Below are 18,382 nucleotides of genomic sequence, written 5' to 3'. Positions count from 1 at the left end.
TCAAGCGATTCACAAGTCCTTTTTCAGTTGATGACGAGCGACAACTTATAATTGACGTACTTGCTGAGCCCGTCCAAAAAGGCGTTCAGCTCTTGGTTCGACGGGAAGCGGCATTCCAAGACGTAACAGCCGTCCCCACTCACCTTGTAGTTATTGCGGACGTACGGCAGGTGCTCCTCGAGGAACATGAGATACGGATCGTGGAACGTGCTCGACGTGAAGATGGTGATCATCGCGTGGACCGGCAGCCCGAGCTTGTCCTCGTTTACGCGAACCGTATAGCCTTCGATGATGCCGAGGTCTTCGAGCTTTTTGACGCGCGTCGCCGTCGCCTGTCCCGTTAAGTGGACGTGTGCCCCGAGTTCTTTCATCGTCATCCGACTGTTCGCCTGAAGCGCCTCGAGGATGAGGCGGTCTGTTGAATCGAGCATAGGTGACTCCTTTCATTATTCAAGCCAATCCGTGAAAACACTTGATTCGTGTTATGTATGGAAGCGCGGCTGATTGTTAGACTGTACATACATTATAGCCAAAAGGAGAGACTTTTCTATGCACATACAATTGATCCGTAATGCCACACTGCGTGTCGAATACGCCGGGAAGACGTTCCTCATCGACCCGTTCCTCGGGGAGAAGGGTGCTTATCCGCCGTTCCCGAACTCAGCACGGCAAGATGAGAACAACCCGTTGGTCAGTTTGCCCATTCCAATCAAGGACGTCTTGGCAGGCGTCGACGCCGTCATCTTGACGCATCTGCATCTCGACCACTACGATGAAGTCGCGAAACAAGCACTGCCAAAAGCAATCCCGTTGTTCGTCCAAAACGAGGACGACTTGAACGTCATCGAAGGCGACGGCTTCACGAACGTGAGCGTGTTGAGCGACACGACATCGTTCGACGGCATCAGCCTCACGAAGACATCCGGGGAGCACGGACGTGGACCAATCTTGGAAATGGCCGGTCTCGTGTGCGGGGTCGTCTTCACCCACTCTTCGGAACAGACGCTCTATGTCGCCGGGGACACGGTCTGGTATGACGAAGTCGCTAAGACGATTCAAACGCATCAACCAGCAGTCATCGTCGTCAACGCCGGCGACAACCAATTCGTCGAAGGCGGGTCGCTCGTCATGAACGAAGAGGATGTCCGCCACGTCCACGAGGCTGCATCCGAGGCGACGATCATCGCGGTCCATATGGAAGCGGTCAACCATTGGAACTTGTCGCGTGCCGACTTACGTGCCTATGCGGCGGAACATGGCTTCGCCGAGCGACTCATCGTTCCTGAAGACGGCGAGATGATTTCACGATAAGCACCTGAGTCCGGTAGACAACCGGATTCAGGTTTTTTGTCATGCTGATTCACTTCCCGTGTAAACTGAAAGTGAACCGTTCAGAAAAATCGTACAGGAGGTAGACACTCTCGTGAAACTGATGACAGCCCGTTGTCGTGTTCGTCCGTTCGAACCATCAGACATCGAATCGTTTATGACGTATCGCAACGACTTGGTCTGGATGCAGTACCAGTCGTTCAAAGGTTTGTCTTATGAAGACTATCAACGCTCCTTGCTGAAGCCCCCATCCATCGTGGACGGGATGCAACTCGCCATCATCCATCAAGAGACGAATGACTTGATCGGCGATTTGTATGTGCAACAAGACGGGACGACGTATTGGATCGGTTACACGATTTCACCCCTCCACTCGCGCCAAGGCTATGCCTTCGAAGTCGTGTCAGAACTGATTGATCACTTGTCCGACCAAGGGGCCGAGACGATTAAAGCGGGTGCGCTCGCGACGAACGAGGCGTCCATCGCCCTCTTGAAAAAGTTGAATTTCACCTATGTCACGACGGAAGACGATGAACAGATTTATGAACTCCCTGTAACGAACTGAACCGACATCACATCCCTGCCCTGATTTTCAATTTCAGGGGCATTATTCGCTTCATTTCTGAATCGAATCTATGGTACTCTAACCTTCAAACCGATACCACGTCACCTGATTTTTTCCTCGAGGGAGTTTTGTTAGGATGAAGAAACGCGTCATTTTGCTCATGTCCATCTTTTTGTTGATCAGCTCCCTGTCACAGGCAGCGATCCCGAAACCGAAAGCCTATAACGACCGCAGTCTCATCTATTTGACGCTCGATGACGGACCGAACCGGAAGACGGGAGCGTTGCTCGACGTCTTGAAGAAGCATCGGGTGAAGGCGACTTTCTTCATCCTCGGGAAAAATATCGCGGGCAATGAGCACCTCATCCGACGCATCGTCGCCGAAGGCCATCTCATCGCCTTACATGGCATGACACACGTGCGCGAGGAGTTTTATGCGTCGCCGATGACGGCCGTGCGTCAAATGAAGGACGTGCAACGTCTCATTTATGAAGTGACGGGTATCCATACGAATATGGCCCGTACCATCTATGGGAGTGACGCAGGGATGACGCCCGCGCACTGGCAAGCGATGGACGAGGCCGGTTTCGAGATTTGGGATTGGAACGTCGGCAGTCTCGACCATATCTATAAGAAAGACAATGCTCCAATCGAGCAGCGGGTGTTCAACCGGCTCGAGGCGAATTACGAGCTGAATGTCGCCTCCATCATCTTGGCACACGATCACTCGATGACACCGCAAGCGCTCGATACGATTATCCGTTATGCGAAAGAACGCGACTATGAGTTCCGGACGTTAGAAGGGGTGCATCCCGCGTACAACTTTTTCAATCCGTGGGAACCGAATGAATGACACTTGCTGAGTCCATCTGGGCTCAGCTTTTTGTATGCTCGAAACTTTATGTTCTTGACGCCGTATACAATAGGAACAACCAGCAAAGGTGGAACCTATATGCAACTCGACGTCCGAACGTTTCCTAAATCATTTCTCGATGGTCAATTCGATTCGATTTATAGCCAGACGACCGACTCATTCAAACAGCAGACCTCGCTCGACACGTTCTACCGGCTCGCCACCTCATTCAATGAAGGCGTTCGCCGCTATCGTGTGATCAATGACATGAAATTGAACGGTAGCCGGCATCTCGTCTGGATGGATGACCGGAAAGAACGCATGCTTAGCGTGACGTTCAATCAGGACGAACTCATCGAGGAACTACTCATGACACCGCATCAACCCGATTCGAGGGGCGACCGTCGCTTCACGAAACATACATACCACCTCCCGTTTACGGATGACTGGCTCGTCCTATCAGGCGGCACACATCCTGGTGAAAATAGGCACTATCCGGAACGCTCGCAACGATACGCCTACGATTTTATAAAAGTGAACAACAACTGGTCGTATAACAAGTCAAAGTCAGGGAACCACTCGTTTTATGCGTTCGGGGAACGCGTCATCACCCCGTTGGACGGGACGGTTGTCGTGGTTGTCGATGATGTACCGGACGTCCCAGATTCGAACCACCCCTTCGGCAATCACGTCATCCTGGAACACGCTGGCGGGGAGTACAGTCTCCTCGCCCACCTCGAAGCCGGCTCGATTGCTGTCAACGTCGGAGACCGTCTCAAGACGCGCCAATTGATCGGTCGTTGCGGGAACTCGGGGGATTTGTCTGAACCGCACCTTCACTTCCAAGTGATGGACAGTCCTAATTTGGCATCCGCCACCTCGATTCGGATTCGTCTAAAAGGAAGAAAAAAGCCGGTCCGTGGTCACATCGTCAGACCGAAACTGTCCAACTTACCGAATCGCACGGACTTAGCCGCCGACTTTTTATTCGAACTCGCACTCGCCGTTCCGCGACTCTTGTTTAATTTTTGGCGGTAATCAAAAATGCCCCCGCATCGATAGATACGGGAGCATTGCGGTTACATTTCGAGCTCTGTGAACGCGAGCGGGACGAGTTCTTCAAGCGTCACTTCTTTTACGTCGGCGTTGCCGTTCGTGAGCAATACTTTGAAGTCCGGGTCGCCGAACTCGACGAGCACTTGGCGGCAAATGCTGCATGGCGGTAAGAAATCGACCGTGTCACCTGACACCGCGACGGCTTCGAAATCACCTTTTTTATAGCCTTGCGCGACCGCTGTGAAGATGGCCGTACGCTCGGCACAGTTCGTCGCACCGAACGAGACGTTCTCGACGTTGACGCCGTCGATGACCGTGCCGTCCTTCATGAGAAGCGCCGCTCCGACACGGAAGTTCGAATATGGGGAGTAGGCGTTCTCTTTCACTTGGCGGGCACGCTCGACTAATTGTTGTTGGTTCATGGGATCATGTTCCTCTCTGACTCATAATGAACTGATGCCAGTTCCCGGCCTCTCTTTTTTGGGCAGGATTTTTAGCATACACCTCAAGCGACAGAGAAGTCAATGAAATTTTGTTGACGCTTTCAACAAAAGGAGCCGTGTCCCACCAGACACGGCTCCTTTTGCTTATAACTCCCCTCTCCGGTTCATCCGGATCAAGAGATAAATCAAATACGGCGCCCCGACCATACCGGTGATGACACCGACCGGGTAGCGGGCCGTGAAGGCGAACTGACCGATGAGATCGGCTGCGAGCACCAAGATGACACCGACGAGTGCCGCCGGAATAATCGTCGAACGCCCGTCCCCGACGAGTCGCTTCGCGATCGGCCCGGCGAGGAATGCCACGAACGCAATCGGTCCGGTCGTCGCCGTCGCAAGCGCCAGCATGAGTACGGACGCGACGAGCAAGAGCACCCGCGTCTGGTTCGTCTTGACGCCGAGCGACGTCGCCGTCATCTCCCCGAGCTCTAAAATCTGGAGCTGCCGGCTGAGCCGGAGGATGATCGGCAGACAGAGCGCGACCGCGATCATGAGCGGTGGTAGCGTCTCCATCTTGACGCCGTTCAGGCTGCCGCTCAACCAACGCATCGCCGTGCCGACATCGTTTTGTCGGCTGATGAGCAGCAGATAGTTGATGACCGCCGTCAGCATCGCTTGAATCCCGATTCCGACCAAGACGAGTCGACCGATCGAGAAGGCGGCGCCTTTTGATAAGAAATAGATGGCGACGACTGTCACGAGTCCTCCAATGATGGAGCCGATCGAGACGACCGTGTTGCTCGCTTGCAAGACGACGATACAGAATACCGCCGCCGCACTCGAACCGGTCGTGATACCGATGACGTTCGGGTTGGCGAGCGGGTTGCGGAGCATTGTCTGGAACACCGTGCCGGCGATCCCGAACGCGAGTCCGGCGAAGACGCCGGCGAGCATGCGCGGCAGGCGAATCGTGCCGACGGCGAACGACGCACCCGGCACTTGTTCCCCGAACAAGACCCGGACGACGTCTCCGACCGGATAAATCGTATTGCCGAGCATGAGCATCGTCGCGCTCAAGACGAGAGCGAACCCGAACAGGACGAGCGTCACTGCGACCGTACGTTGCCGACGTTTGCGACTGTTCTGAATGATTGGTTGAATCGATTGATGGTTCATAGGCCACGCACCTTCACTTTCATCGTCAACGCAATCAAAATTGGGGCCCCGACGAACGCCGTGACGATTCCGACCTCGAGTTCCCCGGGACTGCCGAGCAGCCGCCCGACCACATCGGCGAACGTCAATAAAATCGCACCCGTCAGTGCCGACATCGGGATGATGTAGCGTTCATCCGCACCGATGATCAAGCGGACGAGGTGTGGCGCCAAGAGACCGATAAAGCCGATCGGTCCAGCCAGTGCCGTCGCCGCCCCGCATAAAATGACGCCGGCGAACGAAGCAATCAATTTCAACGTGCCGATACGGACACCGAGACCCGTGGCAAGTTCTTCCCCGAGCGCCAAGATATTGAGGGACGGTGCCGCCAGGATGGCGATGACGATGCCGCCGATAAAGAACGGCAGGAACGTCATAATCGAGTCCATCGTCCCGGCCCCGACGCTACCGACTTGCCAGAACCGAAACTGGTCCATGACGTTCGAGCGCGGGATCATGATGGCCATGACGAGTGAGGACAACGCCGCACTCGTCGCCGCACCGGCCAAGACGAGCTTGATTGGTGTCGACCCGCCTCGTCCGAGCGAACCGATGCCGAACACGAACGCGGCCGTGAGAAGCGCACCAGCGAGCGCGAACCAAATATAGTCGCTCGCAGTCGAGATGTTGAAGAAGGCGATCCCGACGACGACGAACAGCGCCGCCCCCGTATTGACCCCGAGAATACTCGGGTCGGCGATCGGGTTACGTGTCACCGACTGCATCAATGCGCCCGAGACACCGAGTGCCGCCCCGCACATGAAACTGAACACCGTCCGAACGACCCGCTGCCGGACGATGTCCGCTTCATACGACTGAACAGCCGGACGGAATAAACCGTCAAGCAGTTCATCCCATCCGACTGTCCGTGAGCCGAAAGCAAGCGAAGCGAGCATACAGACGACGAGCAGGACGAGCGACCCTACGAGGAGGAGCCCGAACCGTTTCGGCGTGTGTAACTTCTTCGGCATATTCATTTGATTACTCGACTTTCGCGAGTGCTTCTGACACGAGTTTCACGTAGTCGTCGATCGTGTATTCGATCGAGAGTGGTGATGGTGTCCCAGCAGCCGCGAGCGGCGTGTTGTCTTCGATCATGACGACCGAACCGCGTTCGATGGCCGGCACTTTGCTGTAGAGCGGGTCAGCTTGAAGTGCTTTCAACGTCTCTTCGTTCCCGTAGGCAACGAAGATGTCGACGTCGTTCAAGATGTCAGCGTTCTCTGAGCTGAGCTCGAGGTAGAAGCTGTTCTCATCTTTGATTTGGCTCGTGATGTTCTCAGGGTACTCCATACCGAGCTCTTCGATGAAGGCACCGCGCGGGTCACCTGTCGTGTAGATGTAGAATTTCGACAGATCGTCCGGGCTAAGCGCGATGAACGCCGCTTTCTTGCCTTTCATCTCTGGTACTTCAGCCGCCTTGTCGGCGATGAGTTTCTCTGTGTCTTCAATCAACTGTTTGCCTTCGGCTTCCATGCCCATGGCCATTGAGTCGTAAAGGACCGTGTCCTGCCATGATGACACCCAAGGCGTCTCTTGGTATGCGACGACCGGTGCGATCTCTGTCAACGTATCATAATCTTCTTGCGTGATGCCTGAGTAGGCTGCGAGAATGACGTCCGGCTGTGAGTCGGCAATCGCTTCGAAGTCGAGGCCGTCCGTGTCTTGATAGATGTTCGGGTTTTCTTCACCGAGGTCTTTCAACTTGTCAGCCGTCCATGGTAGCATGCCGCTGCCGTCTTGGACACCGTAGTTCGCAGCCGAGAAACCGACTGGTACGACGTCAAGCGCGAGCGCCACGTCTTGGTTCGACCAACCGACCGTTGCGACGCGTTCTGGCTTCTTGTCGATGACCGTCTCGCCTAACGCGTGTTTAATTGTGATCGGATAGCCTTCTGCCGTTTCAGCAGATTCATCTGTCGTGGCTGCATCTTCATTGTTCGAGCCGCATCCTGCGAGCACGAGCACGAAAGCAGACATGATGATGAACATATGTAGCATTTTCTTGTAGCTTTTCATGATTTAATCCCCTTTTTTCTCTATGGCAACGTTCTGACGCCGACATTGATAATCATTATCATTTATGAGTATAGGATGAATTCAGGAGTGCTGTCAATCTGAACTTCAATATATTTGCGGAAAATCAAAAAATCCCCACGTCTCTCGATTAAGAGAGACGTGGGTTTCAACGGCTGCGCCGCATCACATCCGCCATCGGACATCCTTCCTGCTCGAGCTCCGAGACGATGCGTGTATAATCAATCTCGTTTCGATTCTGGCTCAGTTTGAACGCCGCCTGCATCTCCGAAATGTCGATGCGGAAGCCTACGACCCCGTATTTCTGTCGCTGCACTGGCTCGGACAATTCCTCCCAGACGACGGCTTGCTCCCGGTCCCCTTCATGGTCTTGAAGCAGTCCGGCCAAATCTTCCTCGAGTTGTGTCGCGTTTAAGATGGTCGCCTGTCCGTACGCATGCACCGCCTGATAGTTCCACGTCGATACGTCCTCGTGCCCGTACCAGGATGCGGACACATAGGCGTCCGGACCTTGGACGATCAGGAGCACGGTCTGGTCTTCAATCGTTTGCCACTGCGGATTGTTTTTGGCGATGTGGGTTGTGAACCAGGTGCGGCCGTCTTCTTCGTGAAACCGGAGCGGCACGTGCGTCGCGATCGGCTTCTGTCCGTCATACGTGACGACGGTGCCGAACGGATGGGCCTTCAAAAACGCGTGGACTTCTTTCGGATCGTTTACGGCGTATAGCTTTGGGACGTACATCGAACTCCTCCTATCGTGTTAGCTAGCTTACAAACAAAATAATGCGTGGCATGTTAGGCTGGATTCCTGACGATCATATACAGAGGAGGAATTCCATTGGCTACACTATTCAACTTACGTGACAAGGCCCCTGACATCCAGTTGCCGGACGTGTCAGGAGACTCGTTCTCACTCGCAGAATCGATTGAACGACACGACGGCTGGCATCTCATCATCTTCTTCCGCGGTGCTTGGTGCCCGGTCTGTGTCCAAGACTTGAAAGAGCTCGAGAGCCAACAAGGCTACTTCCAAGACAAAGGCATCCGTCTCGTGACGATCTCGACCGACAAAGCTGAGGACTTGAAACAGATGGTCGACGACAACGCGCTCAGCTTCCCGGTCCTTCACGACGAGTCGCTCGAGACGTTGCTCGACTATGGCGTGCAGTATCATGGTACCGACGCTCCATATGCCGACCACGGTGAGCACGGAGAACCGGCTTACTTCCTCATCGATGAAGGTGGACGGCTGTTGTATCAACAGATTCAGACGAGCCCGTTCGGCCGTCCGACGGCGACCGAGCTCCGAAAGATCGTCCAATACATCAAAAAGAATCTCAAATGACAAGATGGCGCCGAACCGGCGTCATTTTTTTCGGGTTTGTAAGGACGGTTACAGAAATATCGCCCCATCCGATATACGCTTATTGTATCAAACTAGAAGGAGTGAGGAAGATGAAACGGTACGTGGTCAACGGCGTGATTGGTGGAGTGATCGGCGGGATTTTGTTCGGGCTCTTCATGCAGATGATGGGCATGATTGGCATGATTGCGAGCATGGTCGGCAGTGAGAGCCTCGTCGTCGGTTGGATCGTTCATATGATCATCAGCGTCATCTTCGGGGTCGCGTTCGGACTCGGGCACTTGGTCATCTCGAACCTTTGGACGCTCGCCGTCTTGTTCGGCATCGGCATTTGGATCGTCGGTCCGCTCGTCGTCATGCCGCTCATGATGGGCATGGGGACGAACCTCGCGAACGCGTTCGCGCCGGATCAATTGATGAACCTCGTCACACATCTATTCTTCTCATTCGTCTTAGCCATCGTCTTCAAACTACGCACTGAAAAACAAGTCGCGCCGAAAGTAGCCGTGCGCTAATGGAGGAACACATATGAACATCACAACAGAGCAACAATTCGAACAACTCGTCTCATCCGATGAACACACGATCGTCAAATTCTACACGGACTGGTGCCCGGACTGCAGACGGCTCGACGCCTTCATGCCGGACGTCACCTCGACACTCGGTGATGTGCCGCTCTATACGCTCAATAAGGACGAACTGCCCGCCCTCTCTGAACGCGAGCAAGTGATGGGCATCCCGAGCCTGCTCGTGTATAAGAACGGCGAAAAGATTGGACATCTTCATAGCGCGAACGCGAAGACACCAGGAGAAGTCACCGAGTTTTTAGCCGCATACGTCACACCATGACCAAAAGGGAGCCAGATCGCTCCCTTTTTGACCTGTTCACTTATTCAATTCGAGCTCGTCCCATAACGCTTTTCCGGTGAAGACGCGCGCTTCGTCGACGAGCGTCGGCGTCACGAGTGGCTGGTTCAATTTGAGCAGTTCTTCGACGTAGCGGGGCTCCTCGAACAAGTTCTTCTCGATGAACGGGATGGCCAATTCGTTCAGGCGCAATTTGACCAAGTGACAACGGGAGCAGCCGTCAATCGTATACAGTTCGAGCATAGCACGTCCCCCTTTTCCTCATTGTATCGTTTACAATCTAAGTAGACAGTAAGACAGATTACTAGAAAGTGAGGTGCCACCGATGGACAAATTAACATTGCTCTCGCACATCAGCTTGTTCGACGAGCTGCCGATGCAAGAGTTGAAAGTGATCGACGCGATGAGCCAGATGCGACCGGTCAAAAAAGGGAAGATCATCGTCTCCCCGGACGCTCCGATCCCGGCGCTGTTCTTGTTGAAAGAAGGACAGGTCCGGCTCTACCGGATGAATCAGCACGGCAAACAGTTCACCGTCGATATATTGACGAGCGGCAACATCTTCGGCGAGACGGCGACGCTCTCGTTGACCGACGACGATTTGTACGCCGAGGCGATGACCGACACGTACTTGTGTACGATCGGGGTCGACGAGTTCGAACAGTTCATCGAGAAGAACCCGAAAATCGCCTTGAAACTGATCAACATCCTCTCCGAACGGCTGAAAGACTTGTACGCGCTCAGTGAAAAGATCGCCTTGACCGACGTGAAGTACCGCATCCTCTACCTTCTTCTGAAGTTGAGCGAGAAGAACGGCGTGCGCAAAAAGGATTGGCAGACGATCAACATCAAACTGACCCATGCCGATATCGCCGCCATGGTCGGGACGACACGGGAGACGACGAGCGTCATCATGTCTAACTTGAAGAAAGAAGGGTATATCAAAAAGGGACTGCGCCTATCGATTCATGCAGACAAAGTGAAGCAGGCGCTAGACGACCTTTAGGAGGGATTTGATGAAACCGACGATTCAAGCGTTCGTGTTCGATGTATACGGGACGTTGTTCGACGTGCATTCCGTCAAGACGGCGTGTGACGAACAGTTTCCCGGAAAAGGTGAACAAATCAGCCAGGCGTGGCGGACGAAACAGCTCGACTACTTTTTTACCCGTCACATCATGGGCCGTTACGCGGACTTCTCCGTCGTCACGCGCGACGCGCTCCGGTACGCCTTGTCGGCGGCCGAAGTGACATGGACGACCGAGACCGAGGACGCATTGATGGCCACGTATGCGGAGCTGTCTCCGTACAAAGAAGTCGAAGACGTGTTGAAGCAGCTGCACGCTAAACAGACTGTCGTTCTTTCGAACGGGACGGACGGGATGCTCGAGGCACTCATCCACAACGCCGGGTTCACCGACCTGTTCGATGAACTCGTCAGCATCGATGGCATCAAACAAGCCAAGCCGTCACCGGCCGCCTACATGCATTGGTTCAAGAAGAGCGGGTTGAAGCGCGACGAGGTGCTGTTTATGTCCTCGAACGGTTGGGACATCGCCGGTGCGAAGAACTTTGGGTTCCATACGGCTTGGATCAACCGCGATGGCAAACCAATCGCCATGCCCGACCTGGCCCCTGACGCCGTCTACGAAGACTTGTCCGGGATATTGGAATGGGTCACGGACGAAGCGGCTTGGCCATAATCAAGTCGACTTGGGCGTCGTCACCCATATAGAACGTGTGCGCCCCGGTCTGGACGAAACCATGTTTTCGGTAAAAGGCGAGCGCTTTATGGTTGTGTTCCCAAACACCGAGCCAGATCTCATGTTTGTTCAGCTCGTTCGCACACTGGAGGGCCTGGTCGTACAACGCTTTCCCGACGCCGCTTCCTTGGTAGACGCGTCGCACATAAATCCGTTCGAGTTCGAACGCCTCCTCGCCCATGGCCTCGGTCTGGGCGTTGTTGGCGTTCACTTTCAAGTAGCCGGCCACCTCCCCGTCGAGTATGGCGAAGAAGAACTGTGAGTCCGGATTCGAAAGTTCTTCTTTGAGTTGCGCTACGTTGTACGCCCGCTCGAGATACGCCGCCAGATGCGCCGGGTCGTTCTCCGCTTCGAACGTCTCCGTGAACGTCTCGATACTGATGTCCCGGAGCGCGTCGATATCTTCCATCGTGCAAGCTTTGATCGTGATCATATTTCTTCCCCCTTTAGTAGTGTCGTTTCTTCCCTTTCTTCACCGCATCCCAGTCCCCTTCGATATTGTGGCGGACCCGTTTCAACAGCCGGAGCAGCTGTTCGGCTTCTTGGTCACTCAGCCCGGTGAGTGCGACGTCCGTCGAATGTTCGTGCTCGCGGATGATGACTGGGTACAACTCTTTGCCTCGTTCGGTCGGGACAAGCCGTTTGATTTTCTTATTATATGGGTCGTCCTGCTTGGTGATCAGTCCGTTCGTCTCCAACTTTTGAATCGCCCGCGCTGCCGTCGTCCGGTCGACTTTGATGAGTTCAGCGAGCTTCTCTTGAATGATGCCTGGCTCCTCACAAATCCGGACCAAATACAAATATTGCCCTTTTGTCAGCTCGAGCTCTTTGAACTCGATGTTGCTAATCGAGTCGAGGGCTCGGGCAATCATCCCGATTTCACGCAACTGGTCTCTCATACAATCCTCCTGATTGTTGTATTTGCAATACGTTACGTCTAGTATAGTTGATTTAGTTGCATTTACAATAAAAAAATTTGGGTGTGAGCTTTGATTGTGTGAGAAAATGAAGGTATCTTTCCACGAAACGAGGGGATTTCATGGCACACCGCATTTACACGACGAGCTTCGCGAGCGTCTATCCGCTTTATGTCGCGAAAGCCGAACGAAAAGGACGGACGAAAGACGAAGTCGATACGATTATTCGCTGGTTGACCGGTTATGACGAGGCTGGGCTCGAGCGCCAACTCGCTGCCGAGGTCGATTTTGACACGTTCTTTGCCACGGCACCTAAGATGAACGAAGACCGTGCCTTGATCAAAGGAGTCGTTTGCGGCGTCCGCGTCGAGAACGTCGAGGAGCCGCTCATGCGCGAAATCCGTTACTTGGATAAACTCGTTGATGAACTTGCCAAAGGCAAGGCGATGGCGAAAATTTTACGAGGAGGCGACGTCTGATGGACTATACGACACTCGTCGACGACAAACGACTCGACGCCTTCATCCGTTTGATTGACGTCATCGATGCGAACTTGCCGGCCGGGTTCGAGAAGACGACCGATGGGAACGGCATCCATTATGTCGTCCCGCTGTCGACGTATCCATCCGGGTATCACGTCACGCCGGGCACCCCGCTCCCTTTCTTGAGCGTCATCGCCCAAAAGAATCATGTCGCCGTGTATCATATGGGCGTCTACAGTGACCCGGAACTGCTCCGCTGGTTCGAGGAATCCTACGCCGTACAAGTGCCGACGAAGTTGAACATGGGCAAGAGCTGTATCCGTTTCGGCAACGTCAAACACATCCCGTATGTGTTGATTGGCGAGCTCGTCTCGAAGATGACACCGGATCAATGGATTGCGGCTTACGAGTCACGCTAAAACAGGCAGGTCGATTGTCGACCTGCCTTTCGTCATTCATGGAACATATCTCATTCCTTCATTTCGAGCGTGATGATGCGGTCGTGACGATGGGCCACGTCTAAATCATGCGTCACGGTGATCACCGTCGTATTAAATTCTTTGTTCATTTCAAACAGTAGATCGATGATTTTTTCTTTGTTTTTTGAATCTAATGACGCCGTCGGTTCATCTGATAAAATGATTTGAGGATTCATCATGACTGCCCTCGCAAAAACAGCTCTAGACCGTTGCCCCCCCGAACACTCAAGTGGTTTCTTTTTCAAAATGGGCTCGATCCCAATCTTCTGAACAATTCGTTCAAAGTGTTTTTGGGCGCTGGGATTTTTTTCGATATTGGCATACAGGAGAGGCAATTTGATATTATCCTCGATGGTCAAAGAGTTAATGAGCGCGGAATCTTGAAGAACAAATCCAATCTTTTGATTGCGCCATTCCGCCAGTTTATTTCGTGACAACTCCTTCACCGCTGAACCAAACAGCTCGTAGCTTCCTTCGTATTGTGTATCGAGCAACCCGATAATATTAAGCAGCGACGTTTTTCCGACCCCAGACTCTCCGATGATTGACACTCTTTCCCCGGGTTGAATTTCCAACTCAAAATCATTCAAGATTGAAAAACCTTTCTGTTTGAACGTTTTGTTCTGAATTTTTAACTTCATAATGCGATTCATTGTAAAACCCCCACCGAGATTGGAATCCTTTTTATTTTTCGTAGCGTCAGTTCAACAATCGTTAACCCAATCATCAGATTGATTAAAAGAACCATGAGTAAAGCAAGCCAATCCATACTGATCAAACCAAATAGCCCGTACGTTGCAAAAACGGCGTCTTTTCTAATCCAATAGCCGTATCGATTGAACGCAATGACTATGAACAACACGGCTAAAATCACTGAAAACAACATTCCGAAGTAACTATAAAAAATCGTTCTCAGTTTGGAATAACTTAATCCAACTAATAAATTGATGGTAAACTCTTTGATCATCAATCGAACACTCGTCAACGTGGTCCACGTTGCTAGACCAACAAGGATAACAAGCAGAACGAAGGTGATGGCACAGATTATTTTTATCGAGTTCGCATAATAGGCCTCAAAGTAATCAAAGTTTTCTTGTTGACTAAAAAAGTTAAGTTTCAGACCTATATTTTCTTGAACGTATTCATTCAAGTCCGCAGCTTCCTCTTTTGTCGAATCGAGTAGCACCAGATCCATCAATCCGTTCACATGAAGGTCTAGGCCCGCACGTTGAATGAATTGTTCGTTCACCGGGAGGAGAATCGCAAAATTAAAATAGTTTTTTGAATCGGGCGCATAGAAATTAGACCGGTGCGTATTCTTCTCTAAAACCCCTTGAACGTTTAAATTAACCACTCGCTGGGTGACTGGATCCATGGTCTCAATCGTTGATCCCACAGGATATGTCGAGGCTAGACCGGCACCGACTAAAACAGGGATTTGATTTTCGTCCACCTGATAATCAAAATATAAATCGTTTCCTTCAGATAATTCATACTGGTTGATTCTATAGGCATCTTCATTGATATAACTGAAAGAAAGTTCCATGTCATGCTCATTGTCCAATACAGCGCCAAACCCATCGGCTTGAAAAGCGTATGTATAGTTGTCATTTAGATAGTCGTATAACTTTTGTGTATCTTTGACATCGATTTTATCAAACTTCGCTTCATGATCGGGGTCTAGATTCGCAATGAAATTGCCTTCTTGATTAAAAACAGCGACATCTTGATAACCTTGAAATGTTGAAATAATGGACCGTGCAGCAATGAAAGAAAGAGAGTTGGCTAGGAACAGTAAGGCAACCATACTCAACACCAAAATCCATCGCTTCAAAAAGATTTTAGTTATAAAAAAGTGTAAAATTTTCATTTGTTCGTCACCTGACCCGCACTAACTAGTATGTATAGAATAAAAATAAAGACTAAATAAAGATTGCTCGTTCCAATCACATTTAAATAAAGGCCTAATAAAAGGGATGCTACGAAGCTGAACATTAGTATCGTTAGACTGTTCAACATGTATCGGGTGATAATCCCTTCGCGTGTATCACCCACAAGGATTCGGCAGGATATTTCTGTCTTCTTTCGATTCAAAAATTGATAGTGAAACACAATCATCGTAAATGTAAGAGAAATACTTATAATCAGTCGATAGTCTACAATACTTTCTATAAAACCCTCTAAAAGAGAAGCAACTTCTACGTTCGAAATTTGTACATAAACCAATAACAAATTTGAAGTAAAGCACATGAGATAGATGCCAAATGCCTCTAGCACGTCGCTGAATCTAAATAATGAGTATTTCATAAGCCACTCCTTACCGTAGAGAATGAATACGAATCCAATTTTACATAATTTATATATAAAAGGAAACGGGAGGAAATAATGTACCAGCTTCATTTACATCAAACACAAAAACAGGCAGGTCGACAATCGACCTGCCTGTTCGTTACACGTTGAATCGTTTTGTCATTTGACGCATCTCGTCTGCCATATTCGACAGTTCTTGGGCCGAGGCCGTAATTTCTTCCATCGACGCCATTTGTTCTTCTGTCGCCGCCGAGGTGTTCTCGGTTTCGGTCGCGGTCGTCTCGGTGATGCCTTGAATCTCGTTCACGGACGTCAAAATCTCGGTCGCCCCGGCTGCCATCTCTTGGACGGCGCCCGACACTTCCTCCACTTTTTGTCCTACTTCTTCAATCGCCCGTTTGATGTCCTCGAACGCATCGCCCGCTTGTTGGACGTTCGTGACACTATGGCCCATCTCACTCTCGACGATGTGCATCGTTTGGACGGCTTGTTTTGTTTCTGTCTGCGTATCCCCAATCAAACCGGAGATCCGTTTCGTCGCCACGGCCGACTCTTCAGCGAGTTTACGGACTTCTGAGGCGACGACGGCGAATCCGCGTCCTTGGTCGCCGGCCCGTGCCGCTTCGATGGCCGCATTCAAGGCGAGCAAGTTCGTCTGTTCGGCGATACCGGAGATGGTACCGGTGATGCTGCCGATTTCTTGCGAGCGGACGTCGAGTTGGCCGATGACCGTCTGCAACGCCTTCACTTTCTCGTTCATCGCCTCGAGCTGGGACTCGAGCGTCTCAATCAATTCATTGCCGGTCCCGACTTTTTGAAGAGCACCGTCCGACAACTCCGTCATATGTTGGGCGCTATTCGAGACGTGATGAATCCCGTTCGTCAGTTCGGTCAATGTGCTGTTCGACTCTTTCACTCGTGTCAATTGACGGAGCGAGCCCGACGCAATCTCCTCCATCGTGACAGCGACCATCTCTGTCGCTTTCGTCGTCTCTTCGACGTTCGATTTCAAGTCGTCCGATGACGTCGCGACACGTCCCGCCGTCGACGTGACATTGCCAATCAAGTCACGCAAGTTATCTTTCATCTGATTGAAAGATACCGCGAGCGAGCCGATCTCATCACGTGACGTGTACGTGCTGTCGACCGTCAAGTCTCCTTCACCGGCTCGGCTCATGAGTCCATTCAACTCACGGACCGGTCGCACGATGAGACGCGTGATGTAGACCCCGAGTCCGATGGAGACGAGCGCCCCGATGGCGACGAGTGCCCAAAACGTGAGGACAGATTGTTCACGTCCTGCTTGCATTTCCGCACTCGCCGTCTCCGCTTCTTGATTGATTTCATCCATGACGACCGTGGCCGTCTCGACCAAATTTTGACGAATTGGTCGCAAGTCGTTCGTATAGACACGGTACGCCGCCGCATTCTCATTTCGAAGTGCCGGCTGAAGCACGAGCTCGGTCCCTTCGAGGTACGCTGTGATTTCAGCGTTCAAGTCGTCGACCCGATTTTGTATCTCCGCGTCCGTCGAGGCGAACGTCTCATTGAATAGCGCCACATTCGTCCCGATGCTGTCGCGCCGTTCACTAATATTCGCCTGTAACTCTTCATTCCGTGCCGCATCTGTTGTGAGCATCAATTCAAGCAAATGACTATCAAGTGCTCGGTTATCGGTCCGAATCTGACCGAGCGCGCGAATCGGCAGCAACCGTTCTTCATAAATGGCTTCTCCTGCGTCGGCTATCCTGCCTATAAAGACGTGACTAAGCGCCGCGACGAGGACGAGTGTCGCGATAAAAACGGTGATGAGCACCGACAACTTTTTGGACATGTTCAAATTTTTCATGATTATCCCTCCCATCTGCTTTATCGTAGGAAAGGATGTTGGAATGAAGCGTATTTGCACATGCATTGACCTAAGTTTCGATTTTCGGCGCCGTTCTCGGATCGACAACACATTGAGCACTAATTTGTAAGCTAGCTCACGATGATTTAGAGGTGAAATGCGATACGATAAATAAAAGATGAATCGACTCGAAAGGAATGATTCCCGTGCCACGCCCTCTCAAAATCAGCCTCATGCTCGCCGTGTTCGGGAGCATCTTCTATATCACCCATTTCCATTATGAGCTTCGCCCGTCTGACGTCCGTGACATCGTCTTGTCGTTCGGATGGTGGGGACCCGTCGTCTTCTTTCTCATTTACGCCATCGGCCCGATCATTTTCTTGCCGACATCCGTGCTGTCACTTGGGGCCGGGCTCGCATTCGGGGTGTGGCCCGGGGTCCTCTATATTATATTTGGTGCGACAGCGGCCGCGGTGACCGGTTACGTCATGGCACGTTTGTTTGGCCGATCGGTGCTCAAAGTCGAGAACTATCCGTGGTCGGAGAAGCTGTTCACGCAGATGGAGCAACGCGGCTTCCTATATGTGTTCGTCTTGCGTCTCATCCCACTCGTCAGCTTCGATTTGCTTAGCTACGCGGGCGGAATCGCGAAAGTCAAATTCAAGTCGTTCATCCTCGCTACCGTCCTTGGTATGCTACCCGGGACGCTCGCCTACAGCTTCCTCGGTGCAAGCCTCGCCTCAGGTAGCGTCACGTTAATCTTCATCGCCGCCCTTGTCTTCGTCACATTGCTCGGTGTCACCTACTACTTCCGCGAACCGGTCAAACGCTGGCTCGGGCTCACTTCGAATTAG

Annotated in this window: 24 protein-coding genes; 12 read left to right on the top strand and 12 right to left on the bottom strand. The window is 52.0% G+C overall.

The features are described from left to right. Nucleotides 1-23 precede the first annotated feature (23 nt). A complete protein-coding gene (locus EVJ34_RS10525) occupies nt 24-431 on the bottom strand; it encodes an Lrp/AsnC family transcriptional regulator (protein WP_131485580.1) in 408 nt (135 codons plus the stop codon). Between the two features lie 118 nt (nt 432-549). On the opposite strand from EVJ34_RS10525, the gene EVJ34_RS10520 reads away from it, so the two are divergent. From EVJ34_RS10520 to EVJ34_RS10505, 4 genes are all read left to right on the top strand, one after another. Continuing rightward, nucleotides 550-1,311: an MBL fold metallo-hydrolase gene (locus tag EVJ34_RS10520; protein WP_131485579.1), complete on the top strand. Its 762-nt coding sequence runs from the start codon at nt 550-552 to the stop codon at nt 1,309-1,311. A 121-nt stretch (nt 1,312-1,432) separates the two neighbouring features. Further along, complete coding sequence (locus EVJ34_RS10515) at nt 1,433-1,894, top strand: GNAT family N-acetyltransferase (protein WP_201739940.1); 462 nt, start codon at nt 1,433-1,435, stop codon at nt 1,892-1,894. 136 nt (nt 1,895-2,030) lie between these two features. Then, a complete protein-coding gene (locus EVJ34_RS10510) occupies nt 2,031-2,747 on the top strand; it encodes a polysaccharide deacetylase family protein (RefSeq protein WP_131436265.1) in 717 nt (238 codons plus the stop codon). A 99-nt stretch (nt 2,748-2,846) separates the two neighbouring features. Next, nucleotides 2,847-3,785: a M23 family metallopeptidase gene (locus EVJ34_RS10505; protein ID WP_161566918.1), complete on the top strand. Its 939-nt coding sequence runs from the start codon at nt 2,847-2,849 to the stop codon at nt 3,783-3,785. A 41-nt stretch (nt 3,786-3,826) separates the two neighbouring features. Here EVJ34_RS10505 and EVJ34_RS10500 read toward each other — a convergent pair whose 3' ends face one another. From EVJ34_RS10500 to EVJ34_RS10480, 5 genes are all read right to left on the bottom strand, one after another. Continuing rightward, nucleotides 3,827-4,225, bottom strand: coding sequence for a cytidine deaminase (locus EVJ34_RS10500; RefSeq protein ID WP_021066236.1), 399 nt, complete (start codon nt 4,223-4,225; stop codon nt 3,827-3,829). Nucleotides 4,226-4,390: 165 nt separating this feature from the next. Further along, on the bottom strand, nt 4,391-5,422 hold the full coding sequence (locus EVJ34_RS10495) for a FecCD family ABC transporter permease (RefSeq protein ID WP_131485577.1): 1,032 nt from the start codon (nt 5,420-5,422) through the stop codon (nt 4,391-4,393). Then, nucleotides 5,419-6,432: a FecCD family ABC transporter permease gene (locus EVJ34_RS10490; protein WP_483297325.1), complete on the bottom strand. Its 1,014-nt coding sequence runs from the start codon at nt 6,430-6,432 to the stop codon at nt 5,419-5,421. The genes EVJ34_RS10495 and EVJ34_RS10490 overlap by 4 nt, the downstream gene beginning before the upstream one ends. 10 nt (nt 6,433-6,442) lie before the next feature. Further along, nucleotides 6,443-7,480 (bottom strand): ABC transporter substrate-binding protein, encoded by a 1,038-nt coding sequence (locus EVJ34_RS10485; protein ID WP_131485575.1) that lies wholly within the window; start codon nt 7,478-7,480, stop codon nt 6,443-6,445. A gap of 166 nt (nt 7,481-7,646) precedes the next feature. Further along, nucleotides 7,647-8,240 (bottom strand): FMN-binding negative transcriptional regulator, encoded by a 594-nt coding sequence (locus tag EVJ34_RS10480; protein ID WP_131485574.1) that lies wholly within the window; start codon nt 8,238-8,240, stop codon nt 7,647-7,649. Between the two features lie 96 nt (nt 8,241-8,336). Here EVJ34_RS10480 and EVJ34_RS10475 point away from each other — a divergent pair, with 96 nt between their 5' ends. The 3 genes from EVJ34_RS10475 (at nt 8,337) to EVJ34_RS10465 (ending at nt 9,710) form a co-directional block, all read left to right on the top strand. Next, nucleotides 8,337-8,843 carry a peroxiredoxin family protein gene (locus EVJ34_RS10475; RefSeq protein WP_131485572.1) on the top strand — a complete coding sequence of 169 codons (507 nt, stop codon included), beginning with the start codon at nt 8,337-8,339 and terminating at the stop codon, nt 8,841-8,843. Nucleotides 8,844-8,953: 110 nt separating this feature from the next. Further along, the gene (locus tag EVJ34_RS10470) at nt 8,954-9,376 is read left to right on the top strand and encodes a hypothetical protein (RefSeq protein WP_131485570.1); all 423 of its coding nucleotides are present in this window, start codon (nt 8,954-8,956) and stop codon (nt 9,374-9,376) included. A gap of 13 nt (nt 9,377-9,389) precedes the next feature. Continuing rightward, the gene (locus EVJ34_RS10465; protein ID WP_131485568.1) at nt 9,390-9,710 is read left to right on the top strand and encodes a thioredoxin family protein; all 321 of its coding nucleotides are present in this window, start codon (nt 9,390-9,392) and stop codon (nt 9,708-9,710) included. A 36-nt stretch (nt 9,711-9,746) separates the two neighbouring features. Here the strand turns inward: EVJ34_RS10465 and EVJ34_RS10460 are convergent, their stop codons facing one another. Next, nucleotides 9,747-9,971 (bottom strand): glutaredoxin family protein, encoded by a 225-nt coding sequence (locus EVJ34_RS10460; RefSeq protein ID WP_131436283.1) that lies wholly within the window; start codon nt 9,969-9,971, stop codon nt 9,747-9,749. 82 nt (nt 9,972-10,053) lie between these two features. Between EVJ34_RS10460 and EVJ34_RS10455 the strand changes: the two genes are divergently transcribed. After that, nucleotides 10,054-10,734, top strand: a complete 681-nt coding sequence (locus EVJ34_RS10455) for a Crp/Fnr family transcriptional regulator (RefSeq protein WP_131485566.1) — start codon at nt 10,054-10,056, stop codon at nt 10,732-10,734. Between the two features lie 10 nt (nt 10,735-10,744). After that, a complete protein-coding gene (locus EVJ34_RS10450; protein WP_131485564.1) occupies nt 10,745-11,431 on the top strand; it encodes a haloacid dehalogenase type II in 687 nt (228 codons plus the stop codon). Here the strand turns inward: EVJ34_RS10450 and paiA are convergent. Together paiA and EVJ34_RS10440 are read right to left on the bottom strand one after the other, a co-directional pair. Next, nucleotides 11,406-11,924, bottom strand: coding sequence for a spermidine/spermine N(1)-acetyltransferase (gene paiA, locus EVJ34_RS10445; protein WP_131485562.1), 519 nt, complete (start codon nt 11,922-11,924; stop codon nt 11,406-11,408). The two genes, EVJ34_RS10450 and paiA, sit on opposite strands and share 26 nt — an antisense overlap. Nucleotides 11,925-11,937: 13 nt before the next feature. Further along, a complete protein-coding gene (locus EVJ34_RS10440) occupies nt 11,938-12,390 on the bottom strand; it encodes a MarR family winged helix-turn-helix transcriptional regulator (RefSeq protein WP_131485560.1) in 453 nt (150 codons plus the stop codon). Nucleotides 12,391-12,530: 140 nt separating this feature from the next. On the opposite strand from EVJ34_RS10440, the gene EVJ34_RS10435 reads away from it, so the two are divergent. Together EVJ34_RS10435 and EVJ34_RS10430 are read left to right on the top strand one after the other, a co-directional pair. After that, nucleotides 12,531-12,887, top strand: a complete 357-nt coding sequence (locus EVJ34_RS10435) for a DUF2200 domain-containing protein (protein ID WP_021066203.1) — start codon at nt 12,531-12,533, stop codon at nt 12,885-12,887. Beyond that, the gene (locus tag EVJ34_RS10430) at nt 12,887-13,309 is read left to right on the top strand and encodes a DUF1801 domain-containing protein (RefSeq protein WP_131436292.1); all 423 of its coding nucleotides are present in this window, start codon (nt 12,887-12,889) and stop codon (nt 13,307-13,309) included. The genes EVJ34_RS10435 and EVJ34_RS10430 overlap by 1 nt, the downstream gene beginning before the upstream one ends. 50 nt (nt 13,310-13,359) lie before the next feature. Here the strand turns inward: EVJ34_RS10430 and EVJ34_RS10425 are convergent, their stop codons facing one another. The 3 genes from EVJ34_RS10425 to EVJ34_RS10410 form a co-directional block, all read right to left on the bottom strand. Further along, nucleotides 13,360-14,022: an ABC transporter ATP-binding protein gene (locus EVJ34_RS10425; protein WP_131436294.1), complete on the bottom strand. Its 663-nt coding sequence runs from the start codon at nt 14,020-14,022 to the stop codon at nt 13,360-13,362. Beyond that, complete coding sequence (locus EVJ34_RS10420; RefSeq protein WP_131436295.1) at nt 14,019-15,239, bottom strand: ABC transporter permease family protein; 1,221 nt, start codon at nt 15,237-15,239, stop codon at nt 14,019-14,021. The genes EVJ34_RS10425 and EVJ34_RS10420 overlap by 4 nt, the downstream gene beginning before the upstream one ends. Before the next feature lie 579 nt (nt 15,240-15,818). Then, the gene (locus EVJ34_RS10410) at nt 15,819-17,528 is read right to left on the bottom strand and encodes a methyl-accepting chemotaxis protein (RefSeq protein ID WP_131485558.1); all 1,710 of its coding nucleotides are present in this window, start codon (nt 17,526-17,528) and stop codon (nt 15,819-15,821) included. Nucleotides 17,529-17,734: 206 nt separating this feature from the next. On the opposite strand from EVJ34_RS10410, the gene EVJ34_RS10405 reads away from it, so the two are divergent. Then, nucleotides 17,735-18,382 (top strand): TVP38/TMEM64 family protein, encoded by a 648-nt coding sequence (locus EVJ34_RS10405; RefSeq protein WP_131485556.1) that lies wholly within the window; start codon nt 17,735-17,737, stop codon nt 18,380-18,382.

The organism is Exiguobacterium sp. SL-9 (genome assembly GCF_004336985.1).
In the GTDB taxonomy this organism is placed as follows: Bacteria; Bacillota; Bacilli; order Exiguobacteriales; family Exiguobacteriaceae; genus Exiguobacterium.
Note: the sequence above shows the minus strand (reverse complement) of the source record. Positions and strands in the feature narration are given on the sequence as shown.

Coding starts and splice junctions, on each gene's coding strand:
- EVJ34_RS10500 (WP_021066236.1), bottom strand. CDS start 4,225: ATGAACCAACAACAATTAGTCGAGCGTGCCCGCCAAGTGAAAGAGAAC.
- EVJ34_RS10430 (WP_131436292.1), top strand. CDS start 12,887: ATGGACTATACGACACTCGTCGACGACAAACGACTCGACGCCTTCATC.
- EVJ34_RS10450 (WP_131485564.1), top strand. CDS start 10,745: ATGAAACCGACGATTCAAGCGTTCGTGTTCGATGTATACGGGACGTTG.
- EVJ34_RS10465 (WP_131485568.1), top strand. CDS start 9,390: ATGAACATCACAACAGAGCAACAATTCGAACAACTCGTCTCATCCGAT.
- EVJ34_RS10410 (WP_131485558.1), bottom strand. CDS start 17,528: ATGAAAAATTTGAACATGTCCAAAAAGTTGTCGGTGCTCATCACCGTT.
- EVJ34_RS10520 (WP_131485579.1), top strand. CDS start 550: ATGCACATACAATTGATCCGTAATGCCACACTGCGTGTCGAATACGCC.
- EVJ34_RS10420 (WP_131436295.1), bottom strand. CDS start 15,239: ATGAAAATTTTACACTTTTTTATAACTAAAATCTTTTTGAAGCGATGG.
- EVJ34_RS10480 (WP_131485574.1), bottom strand. CDS start 8,240: ATGTACGTCCCAAAGCTATACGCCGTAAACGATCCGAAAGAAGTCCAC.
- EVJ34_RS10460 (WP_131436283.1), bottom strand. CDS start 9,971: ATGCTCGAACTGTATACGATTGACGGCTGCTCCCGTTGTCACTTGGTC.
- EVJ34_RS10505 (WP_161566918.1), top strand. CDS start 2,847: ATGCAACTCGACGTCCGAACGTTTCCTAAATCATTTCTCGATGGTCAA.
- EVJ34_RS10435 (WP_021066203.1), top strand. CDS start 12,531: ATGGCACACCGCATTTACACGACGAGCTTCGCGAGCGTCTATCCGCTT.
- EVJ34_RS10495 (WP_131485577.1), bottom strand. CDS start 5,422: ATGAACCATCAATCGATTCAACCAATCATTCAGAACAGTCGCAAACGT.
- EVJ34_RS10510 (WP_131436265.1), top strand. CDS start 2,031: ATGAAGAAACGCGTCATTTTGCTCATGTCCATCTTTTTGTTGATCAGC.
- EVJ34_RS10470 (WP_131485570.1), top strand. CDS start 8,954: ATGAAACGGTACGTGGTCAACGGCGTGATTGGTGGAGTGATCGGCGGG.
- EVJ34_RS10525 (WP_131485580.1), bottom strand. CDS start 431: ATGCTCGATTCAACAGACCGCCTCATCCTCGAGGCGCTTCAGGCGAAC.
- EVJ34_RS10490 (WP_483297325.1), bottom strand. CDS start 6,432: ATGCCGAAGAAGTTACACACGCCGAAACGGTTCGGGCTCCTCCTCGTA.
- paiA (WP_131485562.1), bottom strand. CDS start 11,924: ATGATCACGATCAAAGCTTGCACGATGGAAGATATCGACGCGCTCCGG.
- EVJ34_RS10455 (WP_131485566.1), top strand. CDS start 10,054: ATGGACAAATTAACATTGCTCTCGCACATCAGCTTGTTCGACGAGCTG.
- EVJ34_RS10485 (WP_131485575.1), bottom strand. CDS start 7,480: ATGAAAAGCTACAAGAAAATGCTACATATGTTCATCATCATGTCTGCT.
- EVJ34_RS10425 (WP_131436294.1), bottom strand. CDS start 14,022: ATGAATCGCATTATGAAGTTAAAAATTCAGAACAAAACGTTCAAACAG.
- EVJ34_RS10440 (WP_131485560.1), bottom strand. CDS start 12,390: ATGAGAGACCAGTTGCGTGAAATCGGGATGATTGCCCGAGCCCTCGAC.
- EVJ34_RS10515 (WP_201739940.1), top strand. CDS start 1,433: ATGACAGCCCGTTGTCGTGTTCGTCCGTTCGAACCATCAGACATCGAA.